The following is a 25,824-nucleotide window of genomic DNA, read 5'->3' as shown; positions in this document are numbered from 1 at the left end:
GCTTCAGCTCGCGAGGGATTCGTCTGACTTCAGGCGGATCCCTCAGCAGTTGCCACCGGCTCGCCGCGCTTGGACCACAGGTCCTTCAGGACGTTCTCGAACGTCGCCGGTGGCTGCGCACCGGAGATGCCGTACTGCCCGTCGATGACGAAGAACGGCACACCCTGGATTCCGTAGGCACGTCCCTGCGCCTGGTCCTGTCGCACGGCCGGCAGGAATTTGTCGTTATCCAGCGCATGGCGCGTGGTGTCGGCATCCAGTCCCACCTCGACAGCCAACTCGACCAGATCGTCGACGCGTCCCACGTGCTTGCCCTCGGTGAAGTAGGCCGACATTAGCCGCTCTTCCATCTCGAGCTGCAGGCCCTGCGACTTCGCATGGTGAAGCAACTCGTGTGCCTTCACCGTGTTGGTGTGCTGAAGCAGATCGAAGCGGTACTCCAGGCCTGCGTTCTTTGCGACATTGGTGACGTTCTCCAGCATGCCCTCGACCTGCTCACGAGGCATCCCCTTGTGTCCGGACAGGAAATCGACCTCGTTGCCGTCGAAGTCGACCGGCGTATCGGGTGCCAACTCGAAGGAGTGGAACGTGATGTTGACCTGCGGGGCATCCGCGCCCTGCGTTTCTTGGAGCGCCGCAAGGCCCTGCTCGAGGTTGCGTTTGCCGATGTAGCACCAGGGGCAGGCGATGTCGGACCAGATTTCAATTGCGATGGGTTCAGTCACATCACCAACAACCTCTCGTCAGCCGCGTGTATTCCGCAGATAGAATTTTCGGATGCTCTGTGTCGATGACCCGCTCCCCGTAGCGCCGATGCGCGTACTCATCGCGGGGGTCACCGGATCGGGAAAGACGACCCTGGCACGGCGCATCGCCGAGCGCTGGAAGCTGGATCACCATGAGATCGATGCGCTCTACCACGGCCCGGAGTGGACGCCCCGACCCGAGTTTCTCGACGACGTTCGTACCTTCGCCGCCACCGAGCGATGGGTGACCGAGTGGCAGTACACGAGCAAGGGGACCAACGAAGTCCTCGTGCCGCGCGCCGATCTGGTCGTCTGGCTCGACTATCCCTGGCCACTCGTTCGACGGCGGCTCGTGGCTCGCACCCTCCGTCGACGGGTCATGCGCACCAGGCTATGGAATGGAAACGTGGAACCGGCCCTGTGGACGCGCGAGGCCTGGTCCGGCGAGAACGACATCATGCGCTGGCAGAAAGACACCCGGTACAAATGGGACCGGCGGATGCCGGAGATCGAGAAGGCCTTCTCGTCTTTGCAGATCATGAGGTTGCGTCATCCTCGTGAGACGGAGCAGTGGTTGCGCAGATGACCGCGCCTCTGTTGACCGCGGCTGATCCGCTGCCTTTCCTGCCCGAACGGGTACTGATCGCAGGGGTCACCGGATCGGGAAAGACGACCCTGGCACGGCGCATCGCCGAGCTCTGGAGACTCGATCATCATGAGATCGATGCGCTCTACCACGGCCCGAATTGGACACCGCGACCCGAGTTCCTCGACGACGTTCGTACCTTCGCCGCCACCCAGCGCTGGGTGACCGAGTGGCAGTACACGAGCAAGGGCACCGACGAGATCATGACGCCGCGCGCGCAACTGGCGATCTGGCTCGACTATCCGTTCCCGGTGGTGCGGGCTCGGCTGATCCGACGGACGCTGGCGCGGAGCATCCTGCGCACGCAGATGTACAACGGCAACGTCGAAAAGCCGCTCCGGAAACTGCTGGCGACACGCGACCCTGCCGAGAACATCCTCGCCTGGCAGACCCAGACGCGCGGGTTCTGGGCAGACCGGATGCCGCTGAAGCGGGCGCAGTTCCCGCATCTGACAATCGTCCGGCTCGCACACCCGCGTGAGACGGAGCGGTGGTTGCGCGCGCAGCGGGAGCACGAATCTCGCTGAACAACAGCAACTTCGCAGCAATTCCAGCAGATCCTGCGAAATTCGTGCTGTTCTGCGGTCTGGGGTTCTACGATTCCACGCGGCTCACGTGCCAGCATCCGGCACATCGACCGCACCGCCGAAGCGTCGGTCACGCGACACGTAGACCTCGATCGCACACCACAGCTCCTCGCGGGAGAAATCCGGCCAGAGCGTGTCGAGGAACACCATCTCGGCATAAGCCGACTGCCAGAGCAGGAAGTTCGACGTGCGCTGCTCGCCCGAAGAGCGCAGGAACAGGTCGACGTCGGGCATGTCCGGAACGTACAGGTTCCGACGGATCATCTTCTCGCTGATCGCTTTGGGCTTGACCTTGCCGGCGGCGACGTCCTCAGCGATCCGGCGCATGGCGTCGACGAGCTCCACCCGACCGCCGTAGTTCACGCACATCGTGAGCGTCAGGACATCGTTGCCCTCGGTGAGCTTCTCGGCGTACTGCAGCTCTTTGATGACCGATCCCCACAGCCGCGGTTTGCGCCCAGCCCAGCGCACCCGCACACCCCACTCGTTGAGCTGATCGCGACGCCGGTGCAGCACATCACGGTTGTACCCCATCAGGAAGCGCACTTCTTCGGGTGAGCGCGCCCAATTCTCGGTCGAGAACGCGTAGACGCTCAGGTGCTTGACGCCCGCCTGGATGGCGCCGGCGACGACATCCAGCAGAACTTCCTCACCGGCTTTGTGCCCCTCGATGCGGGTGAGTCCGCGCTTGTTCGCCCAGCGCCCGTTGCCATCCATGACGATCGCGACATGCTCGGGAATCTTCCCGAACGCTGGCGGGTGAACACCGGTCCAGTCCAGCGGGCGATACGCGACGGCGTCTTTGTGGGTGTAGGGCTTAGTCAATAGTTTCCCTCTCGTGGCGAATCCGAGACATGGGCGAGCGAGCGGATGCCGCGCTCCAGGTGGAACTGCGCATAGGCCGAGATCAGCCCCGAGGCCGCTGCTGTGGCGGCGTGCGGCGCTGCGTCGACCTCGTCCCATTCACCGCGGAGGAGCGATCTCAGCAGCTGCAGAGTTGATTCGGCGATCCGTGGGCTTCCGGCGGGAGCACAGTCCGCGCAGATCATCCCGCCCATCTGCCCGACGAAGCTCCGGTGTGGCCCGGGCGACGCGCACCGAGCGCAGTCGCTCAGAGACGGTGCCCAGCCCGAAAGCGACATGACGCGCAGCAGATAGGAATCGAGGATGCTGCGTGGGGCGTGCTCGCCACGAGAAAGCGCGCGCAGGCCGCCGACGAGCAACAGGTACTGCTCGGGTGTGGCCTCTGCGTCGTTCAGCCGATCAGCAGTCTCAACCATGGCGTTGGCCGAGGTGAAGCGATCGTAGTGTGCGGCGATATCACTGCCGTAGGCGCCGAGCGACTCCGCCTGTTGCACAATGTCGAGCGAGCGCCCCTGATACAGCTGCACGTCGGCGACCATGAACGGCTCCAGCCGTGAGCCGAACTTCGATGAGGTGCGGCGTACGCCCTTCGCAACAGCGCGGATCTTGCCGTTGCGCCGCGAGAGCATGGTGACGATGCGATCCGCCTCCCCCAGCTTGTGGGTGCGGAGGATCACCGCTTCGTCTCGGTAGGTGGGCACTGTTCGATTATCTCCCGTGCGCGCGAGAATGGCTGGGTCACCGCACCGAACGTCGAGACCCCCTCGTATTCACACGCGGGGGTCTCGACGATAAAACCGGATGCCGAGAGGACGAGCCAGACTAGACGCTGGCGAGCTCCGGATTCGCCACCCGCGTGCGGATCGACCGGTTCACACCCGACACGATCGCCTTGAGCGATGCGGTGGAGATATCGCCGTCGATGCCGACGCCCCACAGCCGCTGATCTCCGATCTGGAGTTCCACATAGGCCGCGGCCTGGGCGTCGCCGCCCGAGCTGAGAGCATGCTCGACATAGTCGTACACCGTGATGTCGAAGCCCTGCGCACGCAGCACCTCGACAAAAGCTGCCACGGGGCCATTGCCCTGGCCCGTGACTGCGTGCTGAGCGTCTCCATCGCGGATCACGACATCGAGCACGACCTCGCCGGACATATCGCTGCGCGTCTGCGTTGCCAGCAGCTCGTACCGGCCCCACTTCGCCTCCGCGGCCTCGGCCGGCAGATACTCGTCGTTGAAGATCGACCAGATCTGGTCGCTGGTGACCTCGCCGCCCTCGCTGTCGGTTTTGGACTGCACGACCCCGGAGAACTCGATCTGGAGCTTGCGCGGCAGATCGATGGCGTGATCGGTCTTGAGCAGGTACGCGACGCCGCCCTTGCCGGACTGCGAGTTCACCCGGATGACTGCTTCATAGGATCGACCGAGATCCTTCGGGTCGACGGGCAGATAGGGCACCGCCCACTCGATCTCATCGATTGTCTTGCCCTCAGCCTCGGCGCGGGCCTCCATCGCCTCGAAGCCCTTCTTGATGGCGTCCTGATGCGATCCGCTGAACGCGGTGAACACGAGGTCACCCGCCCAGGGGCTACGCTCAGGCACCGGCAGCTGGTTGCAGTACTCGACAGTGCGCTTGACCTGGTCGATGTCGCTGAAGTCGATCTGCGGGTCGATGCCCTGCGTGAACATGTTGATTCCGAGTGCGACCAGATCGACGTTTCCGGTGCGTTCTCCGTTACCGAATAGGCATCCCTCGATGCGGTCGGCTCCGGCCATGTAACCGAGCTCCGCAGCCGCAACCGCGGTGCCGCGGTCATTGTGCGGGTGCAGCGAGAGGATGATGTTCTCCCGATGGTTCAGGCGCCGGCTCATCCACTCGATCGAATCGGCGTAGATGTTCGGGGATGCCATCTCAACCGTCGCGGGCAGGTTGATGATGACCTTGCGCTCGGGAGTCGGTTCGAAGACCTCGATGACCTGGTTGCAGATGTCGAGAGCGAACTCCAGCTCGGTGCCGGTGTAGCTCTCCGGTGAGTACTCGTAGAAGACCTGCGTCTCGGGAATCCGCTTCTCGAACTCGCGGCACAGCCGCGCGCCCTCGAGAGCCAGATCGATGATGCCCTGCTTGTCGCTGCGGAACACGACCTCGCGCTGCAGCACGCTCGTGGAGTTGTACAGGTGCACGATCGCCTGCTTGGCCCCGGCGATCGACTCGTAGGTGCGCTCGATCAGGTGCTCTCGCGCCTGGGTCAGCACCTGAATGGTGACGTCAGCCGGGATGAGGTTCTCTTCGATCAACTGGCGGACGAAGTCGAAATCGGTCTGGCTCGCCGAGGGGAAGCCGACCTCGATCTCCTTGTATCCCATGCTCACGAGCAGCTGGAACATGACGCGTTTACGCTCGGGCGACATCGGGTCGATCAGCGCCTGGTTGCCGTCACGCAGATCGACTGCGCACCAGCGGGGTGCTTCAGTGATGCGCTGAGACGGCCAGGTCCGGTCCGGGAGGTCGACAGCGATCAGCTCGTGGAACGGCCGGTACTTGTGAATCGGCATCGCAGACGGGCGCTGGAAGTTTTGCATGGTGGGGCTTCTTCTCTTCGTCAAATTGAACGGGCCAACACAAGCGCCGCGACGAGGAAGGCCCTAGCTTTAGGACTCGTCGCGGCAACTAAGAAGAAGCTGTCCGCCGAAAGGCATGTGGTCATGCTAGCAGGATGCGAGGGCACCTGTGCGCCATCTGCGTGCTGCTAGAAGCCGAGCTTGCCCAGCTGCTTCGGGTCACGCTGCCATTCCTTCGCGACCTTCACGTGCAGCCCCAGGAAGACGCGCGTGCCGAGCAGCTCTTCGATCCCGACGCGCGCACGCTTTCCGACATCTGCGAGACGCTTGCCCTTGTGCCCGATGATGATCGCCTTCTGGCTATCCCGCTCGACGACGATCTGCGCGTGCACGTCGGTGAGGTCGCTACCCTCACGGGGAGCCACATCGTCGATCACGATGGCAATCGAGTGCGGCAACTCATCGCGCACGCCTTCGAGTGCGGCCTCACGGATCATCTCGGCGATGCGATCTTCGTCGGATTCATCCGTGGTGATTCCTTCGGGGTACAGCGCCGGCCCCTTCGGCATCAGCTTGAGAACCTCGTCTGTCAGCACATCGAGCTGTTCGCGTGTCAGGGCTGACAGCGGGATGACTGCGGCCCAGTCCTCCCGCAGCGAGTCGACTTCCATCAACCGCTCCGTGATCGCGTCTCGGCTCGCGGCATCCGTCTTGGTGACGATCGCGACCTTTTTCGCGCGCGCATAACCGTCCAACGATGCGGCGATGCGCCGGTCGCCAGGGCCGACCTTCTCCGTGGCTGGCACGCAGAATCCGATGACGTCAACGTCGCCCAGAACCTGCTCCACGAGGTCGTTGAGCCGTTCGCCCAGCAGGGTGCGCGGCTTGTGGATGCCCGGTGTATCGACGATGACGAGCTGTCCGTCCGGGCGGTTCACGATGCCGCGAATCGCACGCCGGGTCGTCTGAGGCTTCTCACTGGTGATGGCGATCTTCTCGCCGACCAGGGCATTGGTGAGCGTCGATTTGCCGACGTTGGGACGCCCGACGAACGTCACGAATCCGCTACGGGGTTTTTCAGACATCGTCGGTCTCCTCTAGTGCGCCAGCGGCGCGTTCCACGAATACAGTTGCGATTCCGCGGCCTCGGCCGCGCGATGCTCCACCGGTCAGGACGAGCCCATCGATGGTGGCGGTCACGCCAGGCTGCGGAACCTGATCGACAGCTTTGCCGAGCAGGCCACCGATCGAATCGACGTCCTCGTCTTCCAATTCAATGTCGAACAGGTCGCCCACGTCGTCGAGCGACAGCCGCGCGCTGACCCGGTAGCGGCCTTCGCCCAGGTCGACGATCTCAGCAGCCGCCTGGTCGTACTCGTCAGAGATCTCGCCGACCAGCTCTTCGATGAGATCCTCCAACGTCACCAGTCCGGAGATTCCGCCGTGCTCGTTGATCACCAGACACACGTGCACGGCGTCGCGCTTCATCTGCTGCAGCAGCGTCTCCGCACGCATCGATTCCGGCACGAACGTCGCCGGTCGTGCAATGGGGCGAATGGATGCTGCGCGCCAGGCCGAGTCGTCGCGATAGGCGAACTGCACGAGGTCTTTCAGATACAGCACACCGACGACGTCGTCTGCATCGTCATCGACCACGGGTATCCGCGAGACACCCCGATTCAGGAACAGTGACATCGCCTGGTCGGTGGTGGCCTCAGCATCCACTGTCACCATGTCAGTGCGCGGCACCATCACGGCGCGCACGAACTGATCGGTGAAGTCGAAGACCGAGTGGATCAGATCGCGATCGTCCTCTTCGATGAGATCGTTGGACGCGGCCTCGTCGACCATGCTGAGTAGCTGGTCTTCCGAGGCGAACGAGCTTCTTCCGGTGCCGGGAGTGACCTTGCTGCCGAGCACGACGAGTCCCTGGGCGAGCGGGCCGAGGCTCAGACGCAGACCGCGCACGATCGATGCCGTGCCTCGGATCATCCCCTCCGCGTGGTGTCGGCCGATCGACCGTGGGCTCGCCCCGACCAGAACGAAGGTGATGCCGGTCATCAGGATGGCCGCGGCCATCATCGCCCACCAGATGTTCTCGAACAGGACCGTGAACGCGACGGTGACCAGCACGGCAGCGGTGACCTCGACGAGCACGCGGATGAAGGAGACCGCGTTCACATGAGCGTCGAGATCGTCGCCGATGCGGGTGAGGGCCTTCGCGTTACGGCCTTCACTGGCCATACTGGCAAGATCAGCGCGGGAGACGACTCCGTAAGCGGCATCGATGGCTGCGGAGAGCCCACCGAAAGCGACGAGCAGAAGAGCTGCGAGAAGCAGGAGGATTTCGGTCATCAGCCGCGTTCAGCATGCGCGAAAGCCACGATCAGCTCCTTCTGCAGTCCAAACATCTCACGCTCCTCGTCGGGCTCGGCGTGGTCGAAGCCCAGCAGGTGCAGCAGGCCGTGCGTGGTGAGCAGGATCAGCTCGTCCATCAGCGTGTGACCGGCGGCCTGTGCCTGGGTCTCCGCAACCTGGGGGCACAGCACGATATCTCCGAGCAGCCCAGGAGGGGTCGGACGTTCTTCGGTGCCGGGGCGCAGCTCATCCATCGGAAAGCTGAGCACGTCGGTGGGTCCGGGCTCGTCCATCCACTGCACGTGCAGAGCTTCCATGGCGCCTTCGTCGACGAGGACGATCGCGACCTCGGCATCCGGGCTCACGTGCAGCTGGGCGAGGTTGAAGTCCGTCAGGCGCTGCAGGACGGTCTCGTCGATGGAGATCTCCGACTCGTTATTGATCTCGATCATGATGAGTGTCCTCGTTTCGGGGAACGGTCGCGCGGACCGGGACGCAGGTTGCTGCGGCGCTCCGCACGGTTGGCGAACTCGGCTGCTTGCTCGCGCTCGTATCGTGCGGCGACGCGCTGCTCGTCGTACTCGCTGTACGCGTCGACGATGCGTCCGACGAGCGAGTGACGCACGACATCGGCGCTGGTGAGGCGGGTGAAATGAATGTCGTCGATGTTGTCGAGCACTCGAGTCACGAGGCGCAGACCTGATGCGCCCTGCGGCAGATCGACCTGGGTGATGTCGCCGGTGATGACCATCTTCGTGCCGAAGCCGAGCCTGGTCAGGAACATCTTCATCTGCTCGGGCGTGGTGTTCTGTGCCTCATCGAGCACCACGAACGAGTCGTTGAGCGTGCGTCCGCGCATGTAGGCGAGCGGAGCGACCTCAATGGTGCCGGTCGCCAGCAGCCGGGGCACGACCTCGGGGTCCATCATCTCGTTGAGCGCGTCGTAGAGCGGGCGCAGATACGGGTCGATCTTGTCATTGAGCGTTCCGGGCAAGAATCCCAGCCGCTCCCCTGCCTCGACCGCGGGACGGGTGAGGATGATACGGGTGACCTCTTTGCGCTGCAGTGCCTGCACCGCCTTGGCCATCGCGAGGTAGGTCTTTCCCGTTCCGGCCGGGCCGATACCGAACACCACGGTGTTCTCTTCAATCGCATCGACGTAGCTCTTCTGGCCAGCGGTCTTCGGGCGGATCACCCGACCGCGGGTCGACAGAATTGCTTCGCCGAGCACCTCGCTGGGACGGGGGCCGTCTTGCTGGCGCAGCATCCGCGCCGAATTCTCGACGTCGCCCGGGACGAGGTCGTGACCGTCGCGTGTCATGGTGAGCAGTTCCTCCACCAGAGTTTTTGCTGCAGCAACGTGAGCGGCTTCACCGGTGATCGTGATCTCATTGCCGCGCACGAGTACGTCAACATCGGGATGCTGGCGCTCCAGCATCTTCAACAGGCGATCCTGCGGACCGAGTACCCGCACCATCGCGACGCCGTCGGCGTAGATGCGTTCGGTGACGCTGTTCTGTTCGGGCTCAGGCACCGACGCTCTTCTCCGTCAGGCCGCCAGCGAGGATGTGCGCGTGCACGTGGAAGACTGTCTGGCCGGCGTTCGCGCCGACATTGAAAACCAGTCGAAAATCGCCGTCGGAGTGCTCGGCGGCAAGATCCTTCGCGAAAGCAGTCAGTTCGGCGAGCAGCGCGGGATCTCCCGCTGCGAGTTCAGTGACGTCGCGATACTGCTCGGTCTTGGGGATGACGAGCAGGTGCACTGGCGCCTGCGGAGCGATGTCGCGGATGGCGAACAGCCGATCAGTCTCCGCGATGATCTCGCCGGGAATGTCGCCGCCCAGGATACGGGTGAAGATCGAGGGTTCCGTCATGATCTCAGTCTACTGGCGTCAGTTGCTGGCGTCGCCGAGCCGCCTCTGCAGGGGCGCGCTGCCTCACCAGCGACCGAGTGCGGCCGACAGTACAGCGATCGCCGCGGGCCCAGCGGTTGACGTGCGCAGCACCGTGTTCCCGAGGAGCACCCGCTCGGCGCCGGCTGCTTCGAACTTCTGCAGCTCCTCCGGGGAGATGCCGCCTTCCGGGCCGACGACCAACAGAATGTCCCGGTGATCGGCGGCCACGGACGAGAGCCGCACTGTGGCGGTCGGATCCAGGACCAGCATCCGCTTGCCCTCGGCGCGCGCGATGAGCTGTGCTGTCGTCAACGGCGCCGAGACCGGCGGCACCCAGGCACGATGCGCTTGTTTCGCAGCCTCCCGAACGATGCTCGCCCAGCGCTCGCGCCCCTTTGCTGCCTTCGGTCCCTCCCAGCGAGAGATGCTCCGCGATGCCTGCCACGGCACGATGTCGTCGACGCCGAGTTCACAGGCTGCCTGCACGGCGAGCTCGTCGCGGTCGCCCTTCGCCAATGCCTGGACCAGAACGAGTCGCACGTCCGGGATTTCCGCCTCCGTGCGCGCGGCGATGTCCACATCGACGCGTGACGCGGACACGTCAGTTACGGTGCCTTCCAGCCACACGCCGGATCCGTCGCCGATCGTCACCGATTCCCCGACCCGCAGCCGTCGTACCACCGCAGCATGCTTGGCCTCAGCGCCGGTCAGAGAGACTGTTTCTCCGACAGCGACCGATGACGACCCCTCGACAAGAAAGTGCAGAGCCACGTGTCCTCCGGTTCAGAAAATGCGAATCAGTGCCGGAACCGGTCCCGCAACTTCGAGAACAGCCCCTGCTGGAACTGCGCAAGCTGCGGCGACGGAGACTTCTGCTTCTTGGCGAAGTCCTCGATCATCGCACGCTGCGCCGAGTCGAGCTTCGTCGGGGTCACAACCTGCACACCGACGCGAAGGTCGCCGCGCTGAGTTCCTCGCAGCGGCGTGATCCCCCGGCCCTTGATGGTCAAGATGTCGCCCGACTGCACACCGGGACGAATCTCGAGGTCGACCTGGCCATCCAGGCCGTCGATCGATGTCTCGGTACCGAGAATCGCGTCCGCCATCGACACCTCGAGCGTCGCCAGCAGGTCGTCCCCGTCGCGGCTGAACGCCGCGTGCGGTGAGACAGTCACCTCGACGTACAGGTCTCCGTGCGGTCCGCCAGCCTTGCCGACCTCACCCGATCCCGGCAGCTGCAGACGCAGCCCGGTCTCGACTCCAGCCGGAATGTCCAGAGACACCGTGCGACGAGAGCGCACACGGCCCTGACCGGCGCAGGTTCCGCACGGGTGCGGGATCACTGTGCCGTATCCCTCGCAGCTGCCGCATGGCTGTGACGTTACGACGTTGCCGAGGAGGCTGCGCACCTGACGCTGCACGTGACCGGTGCCGCCGCAGATGTCGCAGGTGACCGGAGATGTGCCGGCCTGTGTGCACGAGCCGTTGCAGGTCTCGCACAGCACCGCGGTGTCTACCTCGATGTCGCGATGCGCACCGAACACGACGTCGCCGAGCTCGAGCGTGACGCGCACCAGCGCATCCTGCCCGCGTTCGCGGCGTGATCGTGGACGAGCGCCCCGACCACCGCCCTGACCGCCGAAGAACGTCTCGAAGATGTCTCCGAATCCGCCGAAGCCACCGAAGTCGCCACCACCAGCGCCGTCTCCGCCGCCCATGTCGTAGCGGCGGCGCGAGTCGCCATCGCTGAGCACGTCGTAGGCGTGCGTGACGAGCTTGAACTTCTCGGCGGCATCGTCTCCCGGGTTCACATCCGGGTGCAGCTGCCGAGCGAGCTTGCGATATGCCTTCTTGATCTCGTCCGTCGTCGCATCCTGCGACACTCCGAGAACCTCATAGTGGTCCGCCACAATCACCTTCCTGCCTGTGAGAACGACCCGCCTCAGCGGCTCGCATCGTCTTCGTCGAGCAAACGCGACAGGTAGCGGGCGACGGCCCGTGCTGCGGCGAGATTGCTCGGATAGTCCATTCGTGTTGGCCCCATGACGCCAACACGTGCTGTGCCGCCGGGTGCCAGATAATTGCTCGCGACAATGGATGCCTCGGGCAAGCCGAAAGGTTCATTCTCGGCACCGATGCTCGTCGCGAGACCGTGCTCGTCAGTCACCATCTCGCTCATGAGACGCAGGAGCGTCACCTGCTCTTCGATCGCTTCGAGGAGTGGATGGATGCTGCCGCGAAAATCTTGCTCGCGCCTGGCCAGGGTTGCCGCCCCCGCCATCACGAGGCGTTCCTGTCGGAACTCCGCAAGCTCTTCGCTGATGATTCCCGCCACTGTGCGCAGCGCGATATCGGTGCGGGAACCTGCGGTGGAATCGATCAGCCCCTGAACACGATCAGTAGCCTCACGCACCGATTGCGCGGTCAACAGTGCGGACAGTCGTGCACGCAGCACCGCGACATCGGCGTCCTCAAGATCAAGCGGTAGTCCAGCGATGCGCTGCGATACGCCACCCGCATCCGTCACCAGGATCACCAGAAGCCGATTCGGGGCAAGGGAGACGAGCTCGATGTGGGTGAGATGGGCGCGCGCAAAGGACGGATACTGCGCCAGCGCCACCTGACCGGTCACCTGGGTGAGCACGCGAACAGTGCGCGCCATCAGATCGTCAAGGTCTGCGGGGTCGGCCAGGAACGTCTCAATGGCGCTGCGCTGCGCGTTCGACAGCGGGCGCAGCTGCGCCAGGTGGTCCACAAAGACCCGGTAGCCCTTGTCCGTGGGCACCCGCCCTGACGAGGTGTGCGGAGCGACGATGAGATCCTCATCTTCAAGCTGCGCCATGTCGTTGCGAATCGTCGCAGCGGAGACCCCGAAGGAATGGCGTTCGACGATCGACTTGCTGCCTACTGGCTCATGCGTGGCCACATAGTCCTGCACGATCGCTTGGAGGACCTGAAGTCCACGTTCAGAGACCATCTGCCGACCCTCCCCTCTGGCACTCAAACACTTAGAGTGCCAATTCTAACCCGCCGTGCCGATGCCGCAGCGCTAATCCGTGAGCTCGCGAACCACGGCATCCGCCAGAAGCCGACCGCGCAAAGTCAGTCGAATCCGGCCCTTGAGGGCTGCCGCAGCATCCACCAGACCGTCGGCGATGAGTCCGGCCACCCGTGGGCGGTTCTGCTCGGGGATAGCTGCGACCGCGATGCCCTCGGCGAGCCGGCTCTCAAGAAGAACCCGCTCCAGCAACCGCGCCCGGGCATCGGGGCGCTCGGTTCCGGCGGCCGGCGATTCGGATGCCGCGAGCCGCTGGGCATACGCCGCCGGATGCTTGACGTTCCACCAGCGCAGGCCAGCGACATGGCTGTGCGCACCGGGGCCAAAGCCCCACCAGTCACTCCCCCGCCAGTAAGCGAGGTTGTGGCGCGACCGATTGCCTGCGGCGGACTCTGCTCCGTGCGATGCGCGCGCCCAGTTGCTCAGCTCGTACCATTCGAAGCCGGCCGCCGCGAGGCGTGAATCTGCGAGCTCGTACATGTCCGCCTGCAGGTCGTCATCGGGCGCGGGCACTTCACCTCGGCGGATCTGGCGCGCCAGCTTCGTGCCGTTCTCGATGATCAGCGCATATGCCGAGATGTGATCGGGTTCCAGAGCGACGGCAGCCTCCAGCGAAGCTTCCCAGTCGGCGAGGGACTCCCCCGGTGCCCCGTAGATCAAATCCACGCTGACGGCGAGACCGGCATCCTGCGCCGCTTCTACCGCGGTGCGGACGTTCTCCGGCTGATGCGTGCGATCCAGCGCGGCCAGCACGTGCGGCACGGCAGACTGCATGCCCACCGAGAGCCGGGTCACGCCGGCATCCACCAGCGTGCGCACGACCGCGGGAGTGACCGTATCGGGGTTGGCTTCGACGGTGATCTCGGCGCCTTCGGTGAGCCCGAACGCATCCACAGCGCCGTCCAGCATCCGCGCGAGATCGCCGGCTGGGAGCAGAGTGGGCGTACCGCCGCCGAAGAACACCGTGTTCATCGGGCGCAGTGCACCGGCATCCGCCAGCACCCGCTGGGCCAGCGCAATCTCGAGGCCGAGCGTGTCGGCGTACTCGTCCTGCCTCGCGCCGCGCAGTTCACTCGAGGTGTACGTGTTGAAGTCGCAGTAACCGCAGCGCACCCGACAGAACGGCACATGCAGATACGCCGAGAACGGCGCGCCGACATCGATCGGCAGGTCCTCAGGAAGTCGGCCGTCTGACGGCGCCGGATCTCCGAGCGGCAGGGGTCCGGCCATCAGAGCGGCGTCGCGTACAGCGGAGAGATCGCACGCAGGTATCGGGCGAAGAGCTCTTTGCGACGGCGCTTCACCAGACCCGGCACGAATCGATACAACCAGGAAGTCGGCGCGTCGAAAGCGCGCACCGTGAACCACACCTCATCGTTGTCTTCGCGCCATTCGACCTCGAACAGCTCCTCACCGCTGACGACCGAGCCGCTGACGGTGCCGAGCACGAAACCGATCCGCCGTGCGTCTTCGGTGACCGAGATCACTCGAAGCTCAGCATCCGCACGCATCCCAGAGACGCGTCCGCGAACGCGCAGCGTCATGCCAGCGCCGGCATACGGGGTGCCTTCGGCATCGAAACGCTGCTCGATCTCGCGTTTGCTGGGCACGACCGGATTTCCGTCGGCATCGAAGCTCACACCGGCATAGGTGGGACCGGCCGCCGGACGTACGTCCTCGAGCACGAGTCCCGCCGCCCGCTGTGCGGTCCAGGAAAGAAGTGCGTCGCCGGCGGTACGGAAGCGCTCTTCGCCGCTGCCCAGTCGCCACGCAGCTTCTGCCGGGATGCTGCGCTCCGGCGGATACTGCATCAGGTCAGGGGCATGGGTGGCCCCGACGGCTGCATAGTCAACCGTCTCGTCTCGGAAATTCCCGCGCCGCATGAGTTCCAGACTAGTTGGGCGTAGCTGAGTGATCGCCCCCACTCGCCGTGGGAGCGCACACCACTACTTCTTCTCTTTACCTTCGACGTCTCCGGAGAGCGCAGCGATGAACGCCTCCTGCGGGACCTCGACACGACCGACCATCTTCATACGCTTCTTGCCTTCCTTCTGCTTCTCCAGAAGTTTGCGCTTACGGCTGATGTCGCCGCCGTAGCACTTGGCGAGCACGTCCTTGCGCAGGGCACGGATCGTCTCTCGGGCGATGATTCGTGCGCCGATGGCCGCCTGAATCGGAACCTCGAAGTTCTGGCGAGGGATGAGTTTGCGCAGACGGTCGGTCATCAGCGTGCCGTAGGCGTACGCCTTATCCCGGTGCACGATCGCGCTGAACGCGTCGACCTTGTCCCCCTGAAGCAGGACGTCGACCTTCACCAGATCTGCCGTCTGCTGCCCGGCAGGTTCGTAATCGAGGCTGGCGTAGCCCTGCGTCTTCGACTTCAGATGGTCGAAGAAATCGAACACGATCTCCCCGAGCGGCATCATGTAGCGCAGTTCGACGCGCTCCTCCGAGAAGTACTCCATCCCCAGCAGCGACCCCCGTCGTGACTGGCACAGCTCCATCACTGTTCCGACGTAGTCCTTCGGAAGCAGGATGGCCGTCTTCACCATCGGTTCGGCGACCGAGGCGACACGCCCGTCCGGGTACTCACTCGGGTTGGTGACCGTCACCGTTTCGCCGGTATCGGTCGTGACCTCGTAGATCACGCTCGGAGCCGTGGTGATGAGATCGAGATCGAACTCGCGCGAAAGCCGCTCGGTGATGATCTCGAGGTGCAGCAGCCCGAGGAATCCGCACCGGAAGCCGAAGCCGAGGGCCACCGACGTCTCCGGTTCGTACTGCAGCGATGCGTCGGAGAGCTTCAGCTTGTCCAGCGCCTCGCGCAGATCCTCGTAGTCACTGCCATCGATCGGGTACACGCCGGAGAAGACCATGGGCTTCGGGTCGGTGTAGCCGGGAAGCGCTTGGGTGGCGCCATCGCGCACGGTGGTGACCGTGTCTCCGACCTTCGACAGGCGCACGTCCTTCACACCGGTGATCAGGTAGCCCACCTCGCCGACGCCGAGGCCCTGCGACGGAATCGGTTCGGGGCTGGAGACACCGATCTCGAGCAGTTCATGATGGGCGTGCGTCGACATCATCTGAATGCGCTCACGCGGGGACAGTGTCCCGTCGATCATGCGCACATAGGTGACCACGCCGCGGTAGGAGTCGTACACCGAGTCGAAGATCATCGCTCGCGCCGGGGCATCCGCATCACCCTGCGGAGCCGGGATCTCCTGAACGAGACGCTCCAACAGCTCCTCGACACCGACGCCGGTCTTACCTGAAACGCGGAGCACGTCCTCGGGACGCCCGCCGATCAGGTCGGCGAGCTCCTTGGCGAACTTGTCTGGATCAGCGGCAGGCAGATCGATCTTGTTCAGCACGGGGATGATGTGGAGGTCATTCTCCAGCGCCAGGTACAGGTTGGCGAGCGTCTGGGCTTCAATGCCCTGAGCAGCGTCAACGAGCAGGATCGCGCCCTCGCACGCGGCAAGAGAGCGCGAGACCTCATAGGTGAAGTCGACGTGCCCCGGGGTGTCGATCATGTTCAGAGCGAAGGTTTCACCGTCGACCGACCACGGCATCCGCACGGCCTGGCTCTTGATCGTGATGCCACGCTCGCGCTCGATGTCCATGCGGTCGAGATACTGAGCGCGCATGTCTCGGTCGGAGACCGCCCCCGTGATCTGCAGCATGCGGTCAGCGAGGGTCGACTTGCCGTGATCGATGTGAGCGATGATGCAGAAGTTTCGGATCTGCGAAGGCGGCGTCGCGGCAGGCGAGAGCGGAGTGAGAGCGCGTGGTGACATGTCCAGATGATTGTACGGTGACCACCTCACAATCATCGATTCGCGCCAAGCGATGATAGTCTCACGAGGTTGCCCTGCACGATCTCGGCGGAACCGGGTGTCATGCACAACCCGACTCCGTCCCAGGCGTTAGGACTGAGATCGGTCGCACAAACGAGTTGAAGATGTTTGACTACTTCGACTCAGCGCACCGTCGGCAGATCCCGAGCGCGCCTGCAAAGAGAAAGACAAAACCTTGATCAAGTATCTCCTGCGCCGTACTTTCGGCTGGCTGTTGATGATCGTGATCGCGACCAACATGACGTTCTTCCTGGCTTGGGGTTTCCTCAACCCACGGAACAACTTCGTCGGTCGACGCCCACCGCTCAGTGAAGAGCAGATCGTCAACCTCCTGGAACCACGAAACCTCAGCGATTCCGTACCCATCTGGGAACGGTGGTGGAACTGGTTCAGCGGAATCCTGTTCCGCTGGGACTGGGGCGTGAGCCCCACCGGCGGTTCGGTCAATGAGCAGGTCGCTTATCGCATGTGGGTCAGCGCTGAACTGGTGCTCGGTGCAACCGTGATCATGACCGTGCTCGGCATCGCTCTTGGTGTCTACACCGCTTCGCGCCAGTACAAGCTCGCCGACCGCATCGGCCAGGCGACCTCGATCATCACGATGAACATCAACATCATCGTCGCAGCCCTCGGCATCGTGCTGCTGGCGATCGCGCTGAACGACCTCGTCGGCGTCCGCATCTTCTACGTGACCGGAGCATCCAGCAAGGGGGTCGAGGGCTTCTTCCCGGTGCTCTTAGACAAGCTCCAGCACGTCACACTGCCCACGATCGCTTTGGTCATCACCGGGTACGCAGGTACGCACTTCCTGCAGCGCTCCCTGCTGCTGGACAACATCAACGCCGATTACGTCCGCACCGCCCGTGCCAAGGGACTGACCAAGCCGCAGGCTATCCGCAAGCACGCCCTGCGCACCTCGCTCATCCCGGTCGCAACGCAGGTCGCGTTCAGCATCCCCGGTGTGTTCACCGGCGCTATCCTCACCGAGCAGATCTTCGCTTGGAACGGTATGGGTGAGTACTTCATCGAGACGATCACGAAGAGTGACATCAACGGCGTGGTGGCCATCGCCGCCTTCGCCGGACTTTTGACCGCACTCGGAGCGATCCTCTCCGACATCGTGGTCGTCGTCCTTGACCCGCGAGTGAGGGTGAACTGATCATGGCAAACACCGCAACCGATACTGCCGTCGTCACGACGAGGCCGATGTCGAAGTGGACGCTGTACACGCGGCGGTTCATGCGCAACAAGCCGGCAGTCGCCGGCATCGTCATCTTCATCCTGCTCGTGCTGTTCGCGATCATCGGACCGCTGATCGCGAAGTTCGATCACGTCGAACTCGACTTCCTCGCGCTGAGCGAAGGCCCATCCGCGGACCACTGGTTCGGCACGACCGCGTCCGGTAACGACACCTTCGCCCAGGTCGCCGTCGGACTGCAGCGTTCGCTGATGATCGCCGTGAGTGTTTCGCTGGGAACCACTATCCTGTCGGCCATCATCGGCACCGCTGCCGCGTACTTCGGCGGTCGCACCGAGAAGATCACGCTGACTGTCATCCACTTCATGATGGTGATCCCGAGCTTCCTGATCCTCTCGCTGCTGTCGAACCGTTCCGGCGGCGACTGGCGAATCATCGCCCTGATCATGATCTTCGTGGTCGGCTGGTACTTCCCCGCGCGCGTCGTGTGGACAACAGCACTGTCACTGCGCGAACGCGAGTATGTGCATGCTGCTCGATACATGGGAGTGGGCGGCATGACCATCGTCATGCGGCACCTGCTGCCGAATATCGGTTCGCTCCTCGTCATCAACTTCACGCTCGGCATCGTCGGTGCGGTGATGGCTGAGACTGGCTTGTCCTTCATCGGCTTCGGCGTGAAGATCCCGGATGTCTCGCTCGGCTCCCTCATCGGATCCGGAGCGAGCACGATCACCAGCGCGCCCTGGCTGTTCTATTTCCCAGCCGCTGCGCTGACCATGCTCACCGTCTCGATGTCCCTGGTCGCCGACGGACTGCGCGACGCCCTCGATCCCACCTCGGCAGCCGGAGGACAAGCATGAGCGCCATCATCTCAGTACGTGATCTGAACGTCAGCTTCGCCTCGGAGGCAGGTCGCGTCGACGCCGTGCGTGGTGTTTCCTTCGACCTCGAAGCGGGCAAGACTCTCGGCATCGTCGGCGAGTCCGGCTCGGGCAAGTCGGTCACCTCTCTCGCTATCATGGGCCTGCTCGATGAGAACGCCCGTGTCTCCGGCTCGATCATCTACGACGGTGAGGAACTGCTCGGCAAGAACGACAAGCAGATGTCGGTCCTCCGCGGCAACGGCCTCGCGATGATCTTCCAGGACCCGCTGACCTCGCTTACTCCCGTGTTCACGATCGGTGATCAGCTGATCGAAGCGCTCACAGTGCACCGCGGTCTGTCCAAGAAGCAGGCGTGGGACCGCTCGATCGAGCTGCTCAACCTGGTCGGCATTCCGCAGCCGGAGAAGCGTATGAAGGGCTTCCCGCACGAGTTCTCCGGCGGAATGCGTCAGCGCGTCGTGATCGCGATCGCGATGGCCAACAACCCGAAGCTGATCATCGCGGATGAGCCGACCACGGCACTCGATGTGACCATCCAGGCGCAGATCCTCGACCTCATCGAGAAGGCGCAGGACGAGACCGGCGCCGCCACGATCATGATCACCCACGACATGGGTGTTGTTGCGCGTATGGCCGATGACGTCATGGTTATGTACGCGGGTCGCCCCATCGAGCATGCCCCCGTGAGTGAGCTCTTCCACCACACCCGGATGCCGTATTCGATCGGGCTTCTCGGCGCCATCCCGCGCGTCGACAAGTCCGAGAAGGAACCGCTCGTTCCCATCAAGGGCAACCCTCCCCTGCTGATCAACCTCCCCGACGCGTGCCCGTTCGCGAACCGCTGCCCGATCGTGATGGACGCCTGCCTCACACGCGAGCCCGACCTCGTCGCGGTGCAGACCGGAACCGGTGCCTCGCATCAGGCTGCCTGCATCCGCGCTCATGAGATCGAGGACGGCGGCCTCATCGGAGGTCTTCCCGTCTACCCGGTGCCGGAGATCCCGGAGAGTGACCTGACCCGCACTCCGCGCGAGCAGCGCCCCATCACGCTGGAAGTGCGCAACCTGAACAAGTCGTTCCCGCTCATGAAGGGCGCTTTCTTCAAGCGCAAGGTCGGCGAGGTGCATGCCGTCAAGAACGTCACATTCGACGTGCGCGAGGGCGAGACAATGGCCATCGTCGGCGAATCCGGATCCGGCAAGACGACGACGCTGCTGCAGATCATGGATCTCGTCAAGCAGAACGACGGCGACATCATCATCAACGGCACCAGCGTCAACGACATCACCAGTCGTTCCATCGAGCGCCAAGTGCGTCGCGACATCCAGATCGTCTTCCAAGACCCGATGGGTGCGCTCGATCCGCGTATGACGGTCTCCGATGTGATCGCCGAGCCGCTGCGTGCCATCGGTACTCCCAAGGCCGAGGTGCACCGCCGCGTTCAGGAGCTCATGGACCTGGTGGGGCTCAACCCTGCTCACATCGACCGATTCCCGGGTGCCTTCTCCGGCGGTCAGCGCCAGCGCATCGGCATCGCCCGGGCGATGTCGACCAATCCGAAGATCATCGTGCTCGACGAGCCGGTCTCGGCGCTCGATGTATCGATCCAGGCCGGCGTCATCAACCTGCTCGATGAGCTGAAGGTGAAGCTCGGGCTGTCATACCTGTTCGTGGCTCACGATCTCTCCGTGATTCGTCACATCGCCGACCGGGTCGCCGTCATGTACCTCGGTGATTTCGTCGAGCACGGCGACGTTGAGACGATCTTCGAGAACCCGCAGCATCCGTACACCAAGGCGCTGCTATCGGCGATTCCCGTGCCGAATCCCGACATCGAGCGCACTCGTGAACGTCTCATCTTCAACCCGGAAACGATGCAGGCTGAGCCTGTTACGCGCTGAGACTGTTACCGGCAGGTAACAGTCGGTCACTGTCCGATAACAGTTAAGCGCGATTCACTGTGCGCGGGGGAATTCGGGCGGTGTGCGAACTATTCTCGCCTTATGACACGCCGAAAGGCGAAAGGAGCACCATGAAGCAGTACAAGCTGATGGGGGCGCTCGCATTCAGCGGAGCCCTCGCACTTGCCCTCTCGGGCTGTGCAGCCGACACCGGAAACAACAAGGGTGACGGCGGCGACAAAGACGCAGCCCCCGTTGAGACCAAGTCCGCGGATTACAACCCGCAGGACCGCGAGAACCTTGCCAAGGGCGGCGAAGCGCGGTTCCCGATCAACGAGATCCCCGAGCAGATGAACGCCTTCCACGGCGATGGTTCTGCGGACACTGCCCGCGTTGCCGCGTGGTACATGCCGCAGGTCATGCTGCAGGAGGCCGACGGCACCCCGTACAAGAACGATGCCTACCTCGACGAGTGGAGCATCGACGAGGTCGACGGCAACACCCAGATCACCTTCACCTTCACGGATGAAGCGCACTGGAACGACGGCACCGACATGGACTGGACTGCCATCGACGCCACGTGGAAGGCCAACCGTTCCATCGACGAGGGCTTCGTCCCGAACGCCACTGATGGCTACAAGGCCATCAAGTCGGTCGAGCAGGGCGACAGCGCGAAGACCGCGATCGTCACCTTCGACGGCATCTTCGCCTGGCCGGAGATGCCCTTCCTGACGGGTGTCCTGCACCCCGCACTGGCAGACCCGACCACCTTCAACGAGGCTCTGATCGGCGAGCCGCACCCCGAGTGGGGCGCCGGCCCGTACAAGATCGAGGAGTTCGACAAGAACTCGCAGTACATCTCGTTCGTTCCGAACGAGCTGTGGTGGGGCAACGAGCCGCTCCTCGACCGCGTTTCCTTCCAGGCGATGGAAGCCTCCGCCTCGATCAACGCCTTCAAGGCTGATGAGATCGACATGGTCGGCGTGGGCACCAAGGACCGCATGGAGCAGGTCAAGGACATGGAAGACATCACGATCTACCGTTCCACGCAGACCGCGAACACTCTGCTCGAGATCGACGCTGACAAGCCGCAGTTCGAAGACGTCAAGGTCCGTGAGGCGTTCTTCAAGGCTGTCAACATCGACCAGCAGAAGGAGATCGCCTGGAACGGTCTGGACTACGAGGAGGAGCCGGCCGGCTCGTTCACGCTGTTCCCGTTCCAGCCTGGCTACTCCAACGCTCTTGCCGAGGCCGGCTGGGAGTACAACCCCGACGCCGCCAAGGAGCTTCTTGACGAAGCTGGCTGGACCGAGGGCGAAGACGGCATCCGCGAGAAGGATGGCGAAAAGCTCTCCGTCGTGTACCCGATCTTCGGCGATGACCCGACGACCGAAGCACTCGCCAAGGCACTTCAGGCGCAGCAGAAGGCTGTCGGCATCGACGTCCAGATCGAGGTTCGCCCCTCGACCGATTTCTCCAACGACTACGTGTCGAAGAACTGGGACATCGCGTCGCTGCGCTTCACCTCCTCTGACCCGTTCGGTGCTGCCTGGTTCTGCCAGCTGTACTGCATGGACATGGGCCTGAACCTCTCGGGCGTCCAGACGCCTGAGATGGACGAGCGCATCCACGAAGAGGTCGAGTCGCTTCCGACCGCCGACGAGCAGACGGCTGCGGCCATGAAGCTCGAGGCAGAGATCTTCCAGGAGTGGGGCCTGATCCCGCTCTACAACGGTCCGTCGATCTCGGCTGTCAAGACCGGTCTTGCTAACCTCACCCCTGAGCCCTACGTGGGCCTGGATGGCTTCGGCGTCCAGCCCGTAGAGAACGTGGGCTGGGAGAAGTAATCCCCTAGCCGTTCCCTGAGATTCTCGAAGGGGCGGCCGCGAAGCGGGGTCGGTGGTTTTCCACCGGCCCCGCTTTCTTTATGCTGGAGGCGTGAGCATCCAGGTTGTCCTCGTGCATGGCATCCGCACGTCGCAAACGATGTGGCGTTCGCAGCTCGCGCATCTCGCTGAACGCGATATCGAGGCCACAGCGGTCGAGCTGCCCGGGCACGGTACGCGCATGGCCGAGACATTCACCCTCACCGGTGCACTGTCCGCGATCGATGAGGCTGTGCAGGATTCGGCCGGCCGCGGGCCGGTGCTGCTCGTGGGGCATTCGATGGGTGGCCTGCTCTCGATTGCGTACGCCGGAGACGCATCTGCGCCGCCGGTCGCCGGATTCATCGGGGCGTCCTGCACCGCTTTCCCCCGCGGTGTCGGGCTGACAACCTATCGCACCCTCGCACGGACGTTCAATGCGCTCCCCGATCAGGGCATGTGGCTGACGAACCGGGTTCTTCAGGCGACGCTCCCCCGCGATACGCGCGCCGACTTCGCTGCCGGCGGCTATGCCTTCGATGCGCAGGACATCGCTCTGGCGAGTCTCGGCGCGCTCGATCTGGCCGCCGACCTGCATCGGCTGCGCATGCCACTGTGGTGGATCAACGGGCAGTTCGATCAGCTGCGCATGCAGGAGCGCCTCTTCCAGGGCCTCACACCGCATTCCGAGCTGATCGTCGTCCCGCGCACATCCCATCTCGTAACCGCGATGCGGCCGCGGGTGTTCAATGCCCTGTTGGATCTGGCAATAGCGACGCTGCAGAAAGACGAACGGCCACAGTCATAAGGGCGCCCACCGCTGACAGGATTCCGGCGATCAGGAACAGTAGCCAGAAACCGCCGACGACCGCGACCAGTCCTGCGCCCAGCAGCGGCCCCAACAGCTGTCCGAGGCTCGCCGAGACATTCACCACACCGACATCGCGGGCATGGTGTTCGACGCGCGGAAGCAGATCCGTGGCCAGCGCGAGACTCACCGCCATATAGGCGCCGTACCCCACACCCATCACACCGGCCGCTATCGCGGTTCCGATGAACGTCGGAGAGATCAGGATCATGACGGCTGAGAGCGCTTGAATGAGCGCCGCGATGAGCACGATCGATTTGCGCTTGCCGGTTCGGTCGGAGATGGATCCGGCAATGAGGGATGCTGCGACCACGAAGATGGTGTAGATCACGATGAGCACCAACAGATCATCCTCTGCGCTCTCGGCCGGAGAACCGACTCCATAGAGCAGGAAGAACAACAGCAACGCCGTTCCGAGCGCGTTACCGAGGTTGACTGTGAACCGGCTCACCAGCACCCACACGAAATTCCTGTCCTGCAGTGCACCGAGCCGATCACGTACACTCTCGGTGCTGTCTCGCTTCCGGTGAGCGACAACGGGGTCAGGCAGCAAAATCGCCGTTCCCACCCCGACGATGAGGATGATGCCGGCCAGCAGAAGGTAGCTGGCACCGATGCTGAGTCCCAGCAGCACCACGGCACCGACACCGACCACGATTCCGACCGCTTGGGCGGAGCTCACGAGGGCGGATGCTGTGCCCCGCTGCACGAAAACCTGATCGGCAATCATGGCGGTCAGGGCCGCAGACAACACAGCGACCCCGATCGAGACTCCCACCCAGGCTGCGCCGACAGCGAGCGGCTCCGTTGCCGCCCCCGTCAGCAGCAGTGAAACCGCGGCGAGTGTGGAGCCGCCGATCGCCCAGGGCCGGCGTCTTCCCCACCGGGATTCTGTGCGGTCGGACAGCATCCCGGCCAGCGGTCCGGCGAAAACCCCCGCCATTCCGCCGACCGAGAGGATCAGCCCCGACCAGATGACGCCGGTGATCCAATCGCTCTCGGCGCCCGGGGTATCCAATTGCAGCGGAAGCAGCAATTGCACCGGGGTGAGCTGTACGGTCCAGACTGCCAACCACGCCACGGCGAACAGACTCAGCCAGGTTGCACCGACTCTTCCCTCACGGGGCAGCAGCGACTTCATCGCCGGCTCTCCGCGATCAGCGTCCGGTACCAATCATAAGAGCGTTTCGGGGTGCGTTTCGAGGTTTCATGGTCGACATGCACGAGCCCGAAGCGCTGCGTGAATCCGTCGGCCCATTCGAAGTTGTCGAGCAGGCTCCACACCGTGTACTCCTCAATGCGCACGCCCTGGGTGATCGCATCAGCCACCGCGCCGATGTGACCGGCCAGGTAGGCGACCCGATCGCTATCTCTGATCGGGGCATCCACCGCATCCGGTTCTGGAAATGAGGCGCCGTTCTCACCGATGATGATCGGCGGCAGGCGGTCGCCGTAGCGTCGAGCGGCCTCGGTCAGAAACGCGGTCAAAGCAGCTGGGTCGATGGGCCACAGCTCACCGAAACCGGTGTGCGCGACTCCCGGCGTGGGCACCTGCACGAACGGCACGGGTGCATCGGCCGGCGCTGCGGCGATCGTGGTCGGATTGTAGAAATTCACGCCGTAGAAATCGGATGCCGTGGCGATGATGTCCATGTCGCCATCCTGTATCGGAAGGTCGACGCCCAACGGCCGCAGATCTGGATAGTTTCCGGTCAGTACGGGGTCGGCGAAGAGGCGGTTGTGGATGAGGTCGTACAGATGCGCCGCGGTCTGATCTGCCTCGGAGTCAGTGGCCGGACGCACCCAGGTGTGATTGTTGACGATGCCGACGGCATCCGCTCCGTGCTGACGAAGCACGCCGGTAGCGAGCCCGTGCGCGAGCAACTGGTGATGAACAGCCGGCAGCGCGTCGAACAGCAGCTGCCGACCTGGAGCCAGCTCACCGATCGCGTAGCCCTGCAGGGCGGTCGAGATCGGCTCGTTGATCGTGTACCAGTGCTTCACCCGATCGCCGAGCGCGGCGGCGACGATCTCGGTGTACTCCGCGAAGCGCTCGGCTGTGTCGCGGACGAGCCAGCCGCCGTCCGCCTCGAGCGTGGCGGGCAAGTCCCAGTGATACAGCGTCGGAAAGGGCGTGATACCGACCTCGAGTAAACCGTCGACGAGTCGGTCGTAGTATGCGATGCCCCGAGGTTCGGGCTTGCCGCGGCCGTCCGGCTGCACGCGAACCCACGAGATCGAGAAGCGATACCGGTCCACGCCGAGCCCCTGCAGCAGCGCGATGTCTTCCGCGAAGTGTTCGTAGCTGGCAGGTCCGGGTTCTGCGGTCGTGGCATCCACAACCTGTCCCGGAGTATCGACGAAGTCATCCCAGATCGACCGCCCACGGCCGTCGCCATGACGCGCACCCTCGATCTGGAAGGCTGCCGTCGCTGCGGACCAGCGCAGGCCCGCGGGCGGGGTTGACGGTCGGCCGAATGCATCCACCATGAAGAGCCCCTTTGCTCGGTTAGCGCCAGCATGCCGTATCCA

The 25,824-nt window shown here is 63.9% G+C and carries 24 protein-coding genes; 7 read left to right on the top strand and 17 right to left on the bottom strand.

The genetic code is table 11. The features are described from left to right. Positions 1–29 precede the first annotated feature (29 nt). Positions 30–725: a DsbA family oxidoreductase gene (locus tag ACSU1L_RS01200; RefSeq protein WP_438255776.1), complete on the bottom strand. Its 696-nt coding sequence runs from the start codon at positions 723–725 to the stop codon at positions 30–32. 52 nt (positions 726–777) lie between these two features. On the opposite strand from ACSU1L_RS01200, the gene ACSU1L_RS01195 reads away from it, so the two are divergent. Beyond that, complete coding sequence (locus tag ACSU1L_RS01195; RefSeq protein WP_439254345.1) at positions 778–1,332, top strand: AAA family ATPase; 555 nt, start codon at positions 778–780, stop codon at positions 1,330–1,332. Continuing rightward, entirely contained in the window at positions 1,329–1,919 is a 591-nt protein-coding gene (locus ACSU1L_RS01190) for an AAA family ATPase (RefSeq protein ID WP_439254344.1), read from the top strand. Before ACSU1L_RS01195 ends, ACSU1L_RS01190 begins: the two co-directional genes overlap by 4 nt. A gap of 84 nt (positions 1,920–2,003) precedes the next feature. Here ACSU1L_RS01190 and ACSU1L_RS01185 read toward each other — a convergent pair whose 3' ends face one another. The 14 genes from ACSU1L_RS01185 to lepA form a co-directional block, all read right to left on the bottom strand. Further along, positions 2,004–2,804 (bottom strand): isoprenyl transferase, encoded by an 801-nt coding sequence (locus tag ACSU1L_RS01185; RefSeq protein WP_439254342.1) that lies wholly within the window; start codon positions 2,802–2,804, stop codon positions 2,004–2,006. Further along, on the bottom strand, positions 2,801–3,544 hold the full coding sequence (gene recO / locus ACSU1L_RS01180) for a DNA repair protein RecO (RefSeq protein ID WP_439254341.1): 744 nt from the start codon (positions 3,542–3,544) through the stop codon (positions 2,801–2,803). The genes ACSU1L_RS01185 and recO overlap by 4 nt, the downstream gene beginning before the upstream one ends. Before the next feature lie 121 nt (positions 3,545–3,665). Next, the gene (leuA, locus tag ACSU1L_RS01175) at positions 3,666–5,426 is read right to left on the bottom strand and encodes a 2-isopropylmalate synthase (RefSeq protein ID WP_439254339.1); all 1,761 of its coding nucleotides are present in this window, start codon (positions 5,424–5,426) and stop codon (positions 3,666–3,668) included. Positions 5,427–5,593: 167 nt separating this feature from the next. Beyond that, entirely contained in the window at positions 5,594–6,490 is an 897-nt protein-coding gene (gene era / locus ACSU1L_RS01170; RefSeq protein WP_439254337.1) for a GTPase Era, read from the bottom strand. Then, positions 6,483–7,760: a hemolysin family protein gene (locus tag ACSU1L_RS01165; protein WP_439254336.1), complete on the bottom strand. Its 1,278-nt coding sequence runs from the start codon at positions 7,758–7,760 to the stop codon at positions 6,483–6,485. The genes era and ACSU1L_RS01165 overlap by 8 nt, the downstream gene beginning before the upstream one ends. Further along, on the bottom strand, positions 7,760–8,218 hold the full coding sequence (ybeY, locus tag ACSU1L_RS01160) for an rRNA maturation RNase YbeY (protein WP_438255795.1): 459 nt from the start codon (positions 8,216–8,218) through the stop codon (positions 7,760–7,762). The genes ACSU1L_RS01165 and ybeY overlap by 1 nt, the downstream gene beginning before the upstream one ends. Further along, complete coding sequence (locus ACSU1L_RS01155) at positions 8,212–9,240, bottom strand: PhoH family protein (RefSeq protein WP_438255794.1); 1,029 nt, start codon at positions 9,238–9,240, stop codon at positions 8,212–8,214. The genes ybeY and ACSU1L_RS01155 overlap by 7 nt, the downstream gene beginning before the upstream one ends. Positions 9,241–9,289: 49 nt before the next feature. Further along, the gene (locus ACSU1L_RS01150; RefSeq protein ID WP_439254334.1) at positions 9,290–9,637 is read right to left on the bottom strand and encodes an HIT domain-containing protein; all 348 of its coding nucleotides are present in this window, start codon (positions 9,635–9,637) and stop codon (positions 9,290–9,292) included. 63 nt (positions 9,638–9,700) lie between these two features. After that, the gene (locus ACSU1L_RS01145) at positions 9,701–10,429 is read right to left on the bottom strand and encodes a 16S rRNA (uracil(1498)-N(3))-methyltransferase (protein WP_438255767.1); all 729 of its coding nucleotides are present in this window, start codon (positions 10,427–10,429) and stop codon (positions 9,701–9,703) included. A gap of 26 nt (positions 10,430–10,455) precedes the next feature. After that, complete coding sequence (dnaJ, locus tag ACSU1L_RS01140; RefSeq protein WP_438255766.1) at positions 10,456–11,568, bottom strand: molecular chaperone DnaJ; 1,113 nt, start codon at positions 11,566–11,568, stop codon at positions 10,456–10,458. Between the two features lie 32 nt (positions 11,569–11,600). Further along, entirely contained in the window at positions 11,601–12,635 is a 1,035-nt protein-coding gene (gene hrcA / locus ACSU1L_RS01135; protein ID WP_438255765.1) for a heat-inducible transcriptional repressor HrcA, read from the bottom strand. A gap of 72 nt (positions 12,636–12,707) precedes the next feature. After that, the gene (hemW, locus tag ACSU1L_RS01130; RefSeq protein ID WP_439254333.1) at positions 12,708–13,946 is read right to left on the bottom strand and encodes a radical SAM family heme chaperone HemW; all 1,239 of its coding nucleotides are present in this window, start codon (positions 13,944–13,946) and stop codon (positions 12,708–12,710) included. Further along, positions 13,946–14,599 (bottom strand): DUF1990 family protein, encoded by a 654-nt coding sequence (locus tag ACSU1L_RS01125; protein ID WP_438255763.1) that lies wholly within the window; start codon positions 14,597–14,599, stop codon positions 13,946–13,948. The genes hemW and ACSU1L_RS01125 overlap by 1 nt, the downstream gene beginning before the upstream one ends. Before the next feature lie 63 nt (positions 14,600–14,662). Next, entirely contained in the window at positions 14,663–16,513 is a 1,851-nt protein-coding gene (lepA, locus tag ACSU1L_RS01120; RefSeq protein WP_439254331.1) for a translation elongation factor 4, read from the bottom strand. A gap of 235 nt (positions 16,514–16,748) precedes the next feature. On the opposite strand from lepA, the gene ACSU1L_RS01115 reads away from it, so the two are divergent. From ACSU1L_RS01115 to ACSU1L_RS01095, 5 genes are all read left to right on the top strand, one after another. After that, a complete protein-coding gene (locus ACSU1L_RS01115; RefSeq protein WP_439254329.1) occupies positions 16,749–17,732 on the top strand; it encodes an ABC transporter permease in 984 nt (327 codons plus the stop codon). A 2-nt stretch (positions 17,733–17,734) separates the two neighbouring features. Then, a complete protein-coding gene (locus ACSU1L_RS01110) occupies positions 17,735–18,634 on the top strand; it encodes an ABC transporter permease (RefSeq protein ID WP_439254327.1) in 900 nt (299 codons plus the stop codon). Next, positions 18,631–20,559 carry an ABC transporter ATP-binding protein gene (locus ACSU1L_RS01105; protein ID WP_439254326.1) on the top strand — a complete coding sequence of 643 codons (1,929 nt, stop codon included), beginning with the start codon at positions 18,631–18,633 and terminating at the stop codon, positions 20,557–20,559. The genes ACSU1L_RS01110 and ACSU1L_RS01105 overlap by 4 nt, the downstream gene beginning before the upstream one ends. Positions 20,560–20,690: 131 nt before the next feature. Then, positions 20,691–22,406 (top strand): ABC transporter family substrate-binding protein, encoded by a 1,716-nt coding sequence (locus ACSU1L_RS01100; protein ID WP_439254325.1) that lies wholly within the window; start codon positions 20,691–20,693, stop codon positions 22,404–22,406. Between the two features lie 91 nt (positions 22,407–22,497). After that, entirely contained in the window at positions 22,498–23,232 is a 735-nt protein-coding gene (locus ACSU1L_RS01095) for an alpha/beta fold hydrolase (RefSeq protein WP_438255757.1), read from the top strand. On the opposite strand, the gene ACSU1L_RS01090 is transcribed toward ACSU1L_RS01095, so the two are convergent. Both ACSU1L_RS01090 and ACSU1L_RS01085 read right to left on the bottom strand, forming a co-directional pair. Next, the gene (locus ACSU1L_RS01090) at positions 23,171–24,433 is read right to left on the bottom strand and encodes an MFS transporter (RefSeq protein WP_439254323.1); all 1,263 of its coding nucleotides are present in this window, start codon (positions 24,431–24,433) and stop codon (positions 23,171–23,173) included. The genes ACSU1L_RS01095 and ACSU1L_RS01090 overlap by 62 nt on opposite strands. After that, complete coding sequence (locus tag ACSU1L_RS01085) at positions 24,430–25,782, bottom strand: GH1 family beta-glucosidase (protein ID WP_439254322.1); 1,353 nt, start codon at positions 25,780–25,782, stop codon at positions 24,430–24,432. Before ACSU1L_RS01085 ends, ACSU1L_RS01090 begins: the two co-directional genes overlap by 4 nt. Between the last annotated feature and the right edge of the window lie 42 nt (positions 25,783–25,824).

Source organism: Microbacterium sp. A94 (assembly GCF_051842855.1).
Lineage (GTDB): Bacteria > Actinomycetota > Actinomycetes > Actinomycetales > Microbacteriaceae > Microbacterium.
Note: the sequence above shows the minus strand (reverse complement) of the source record. Positions and strands in the feature narration are given on the sequence as shown.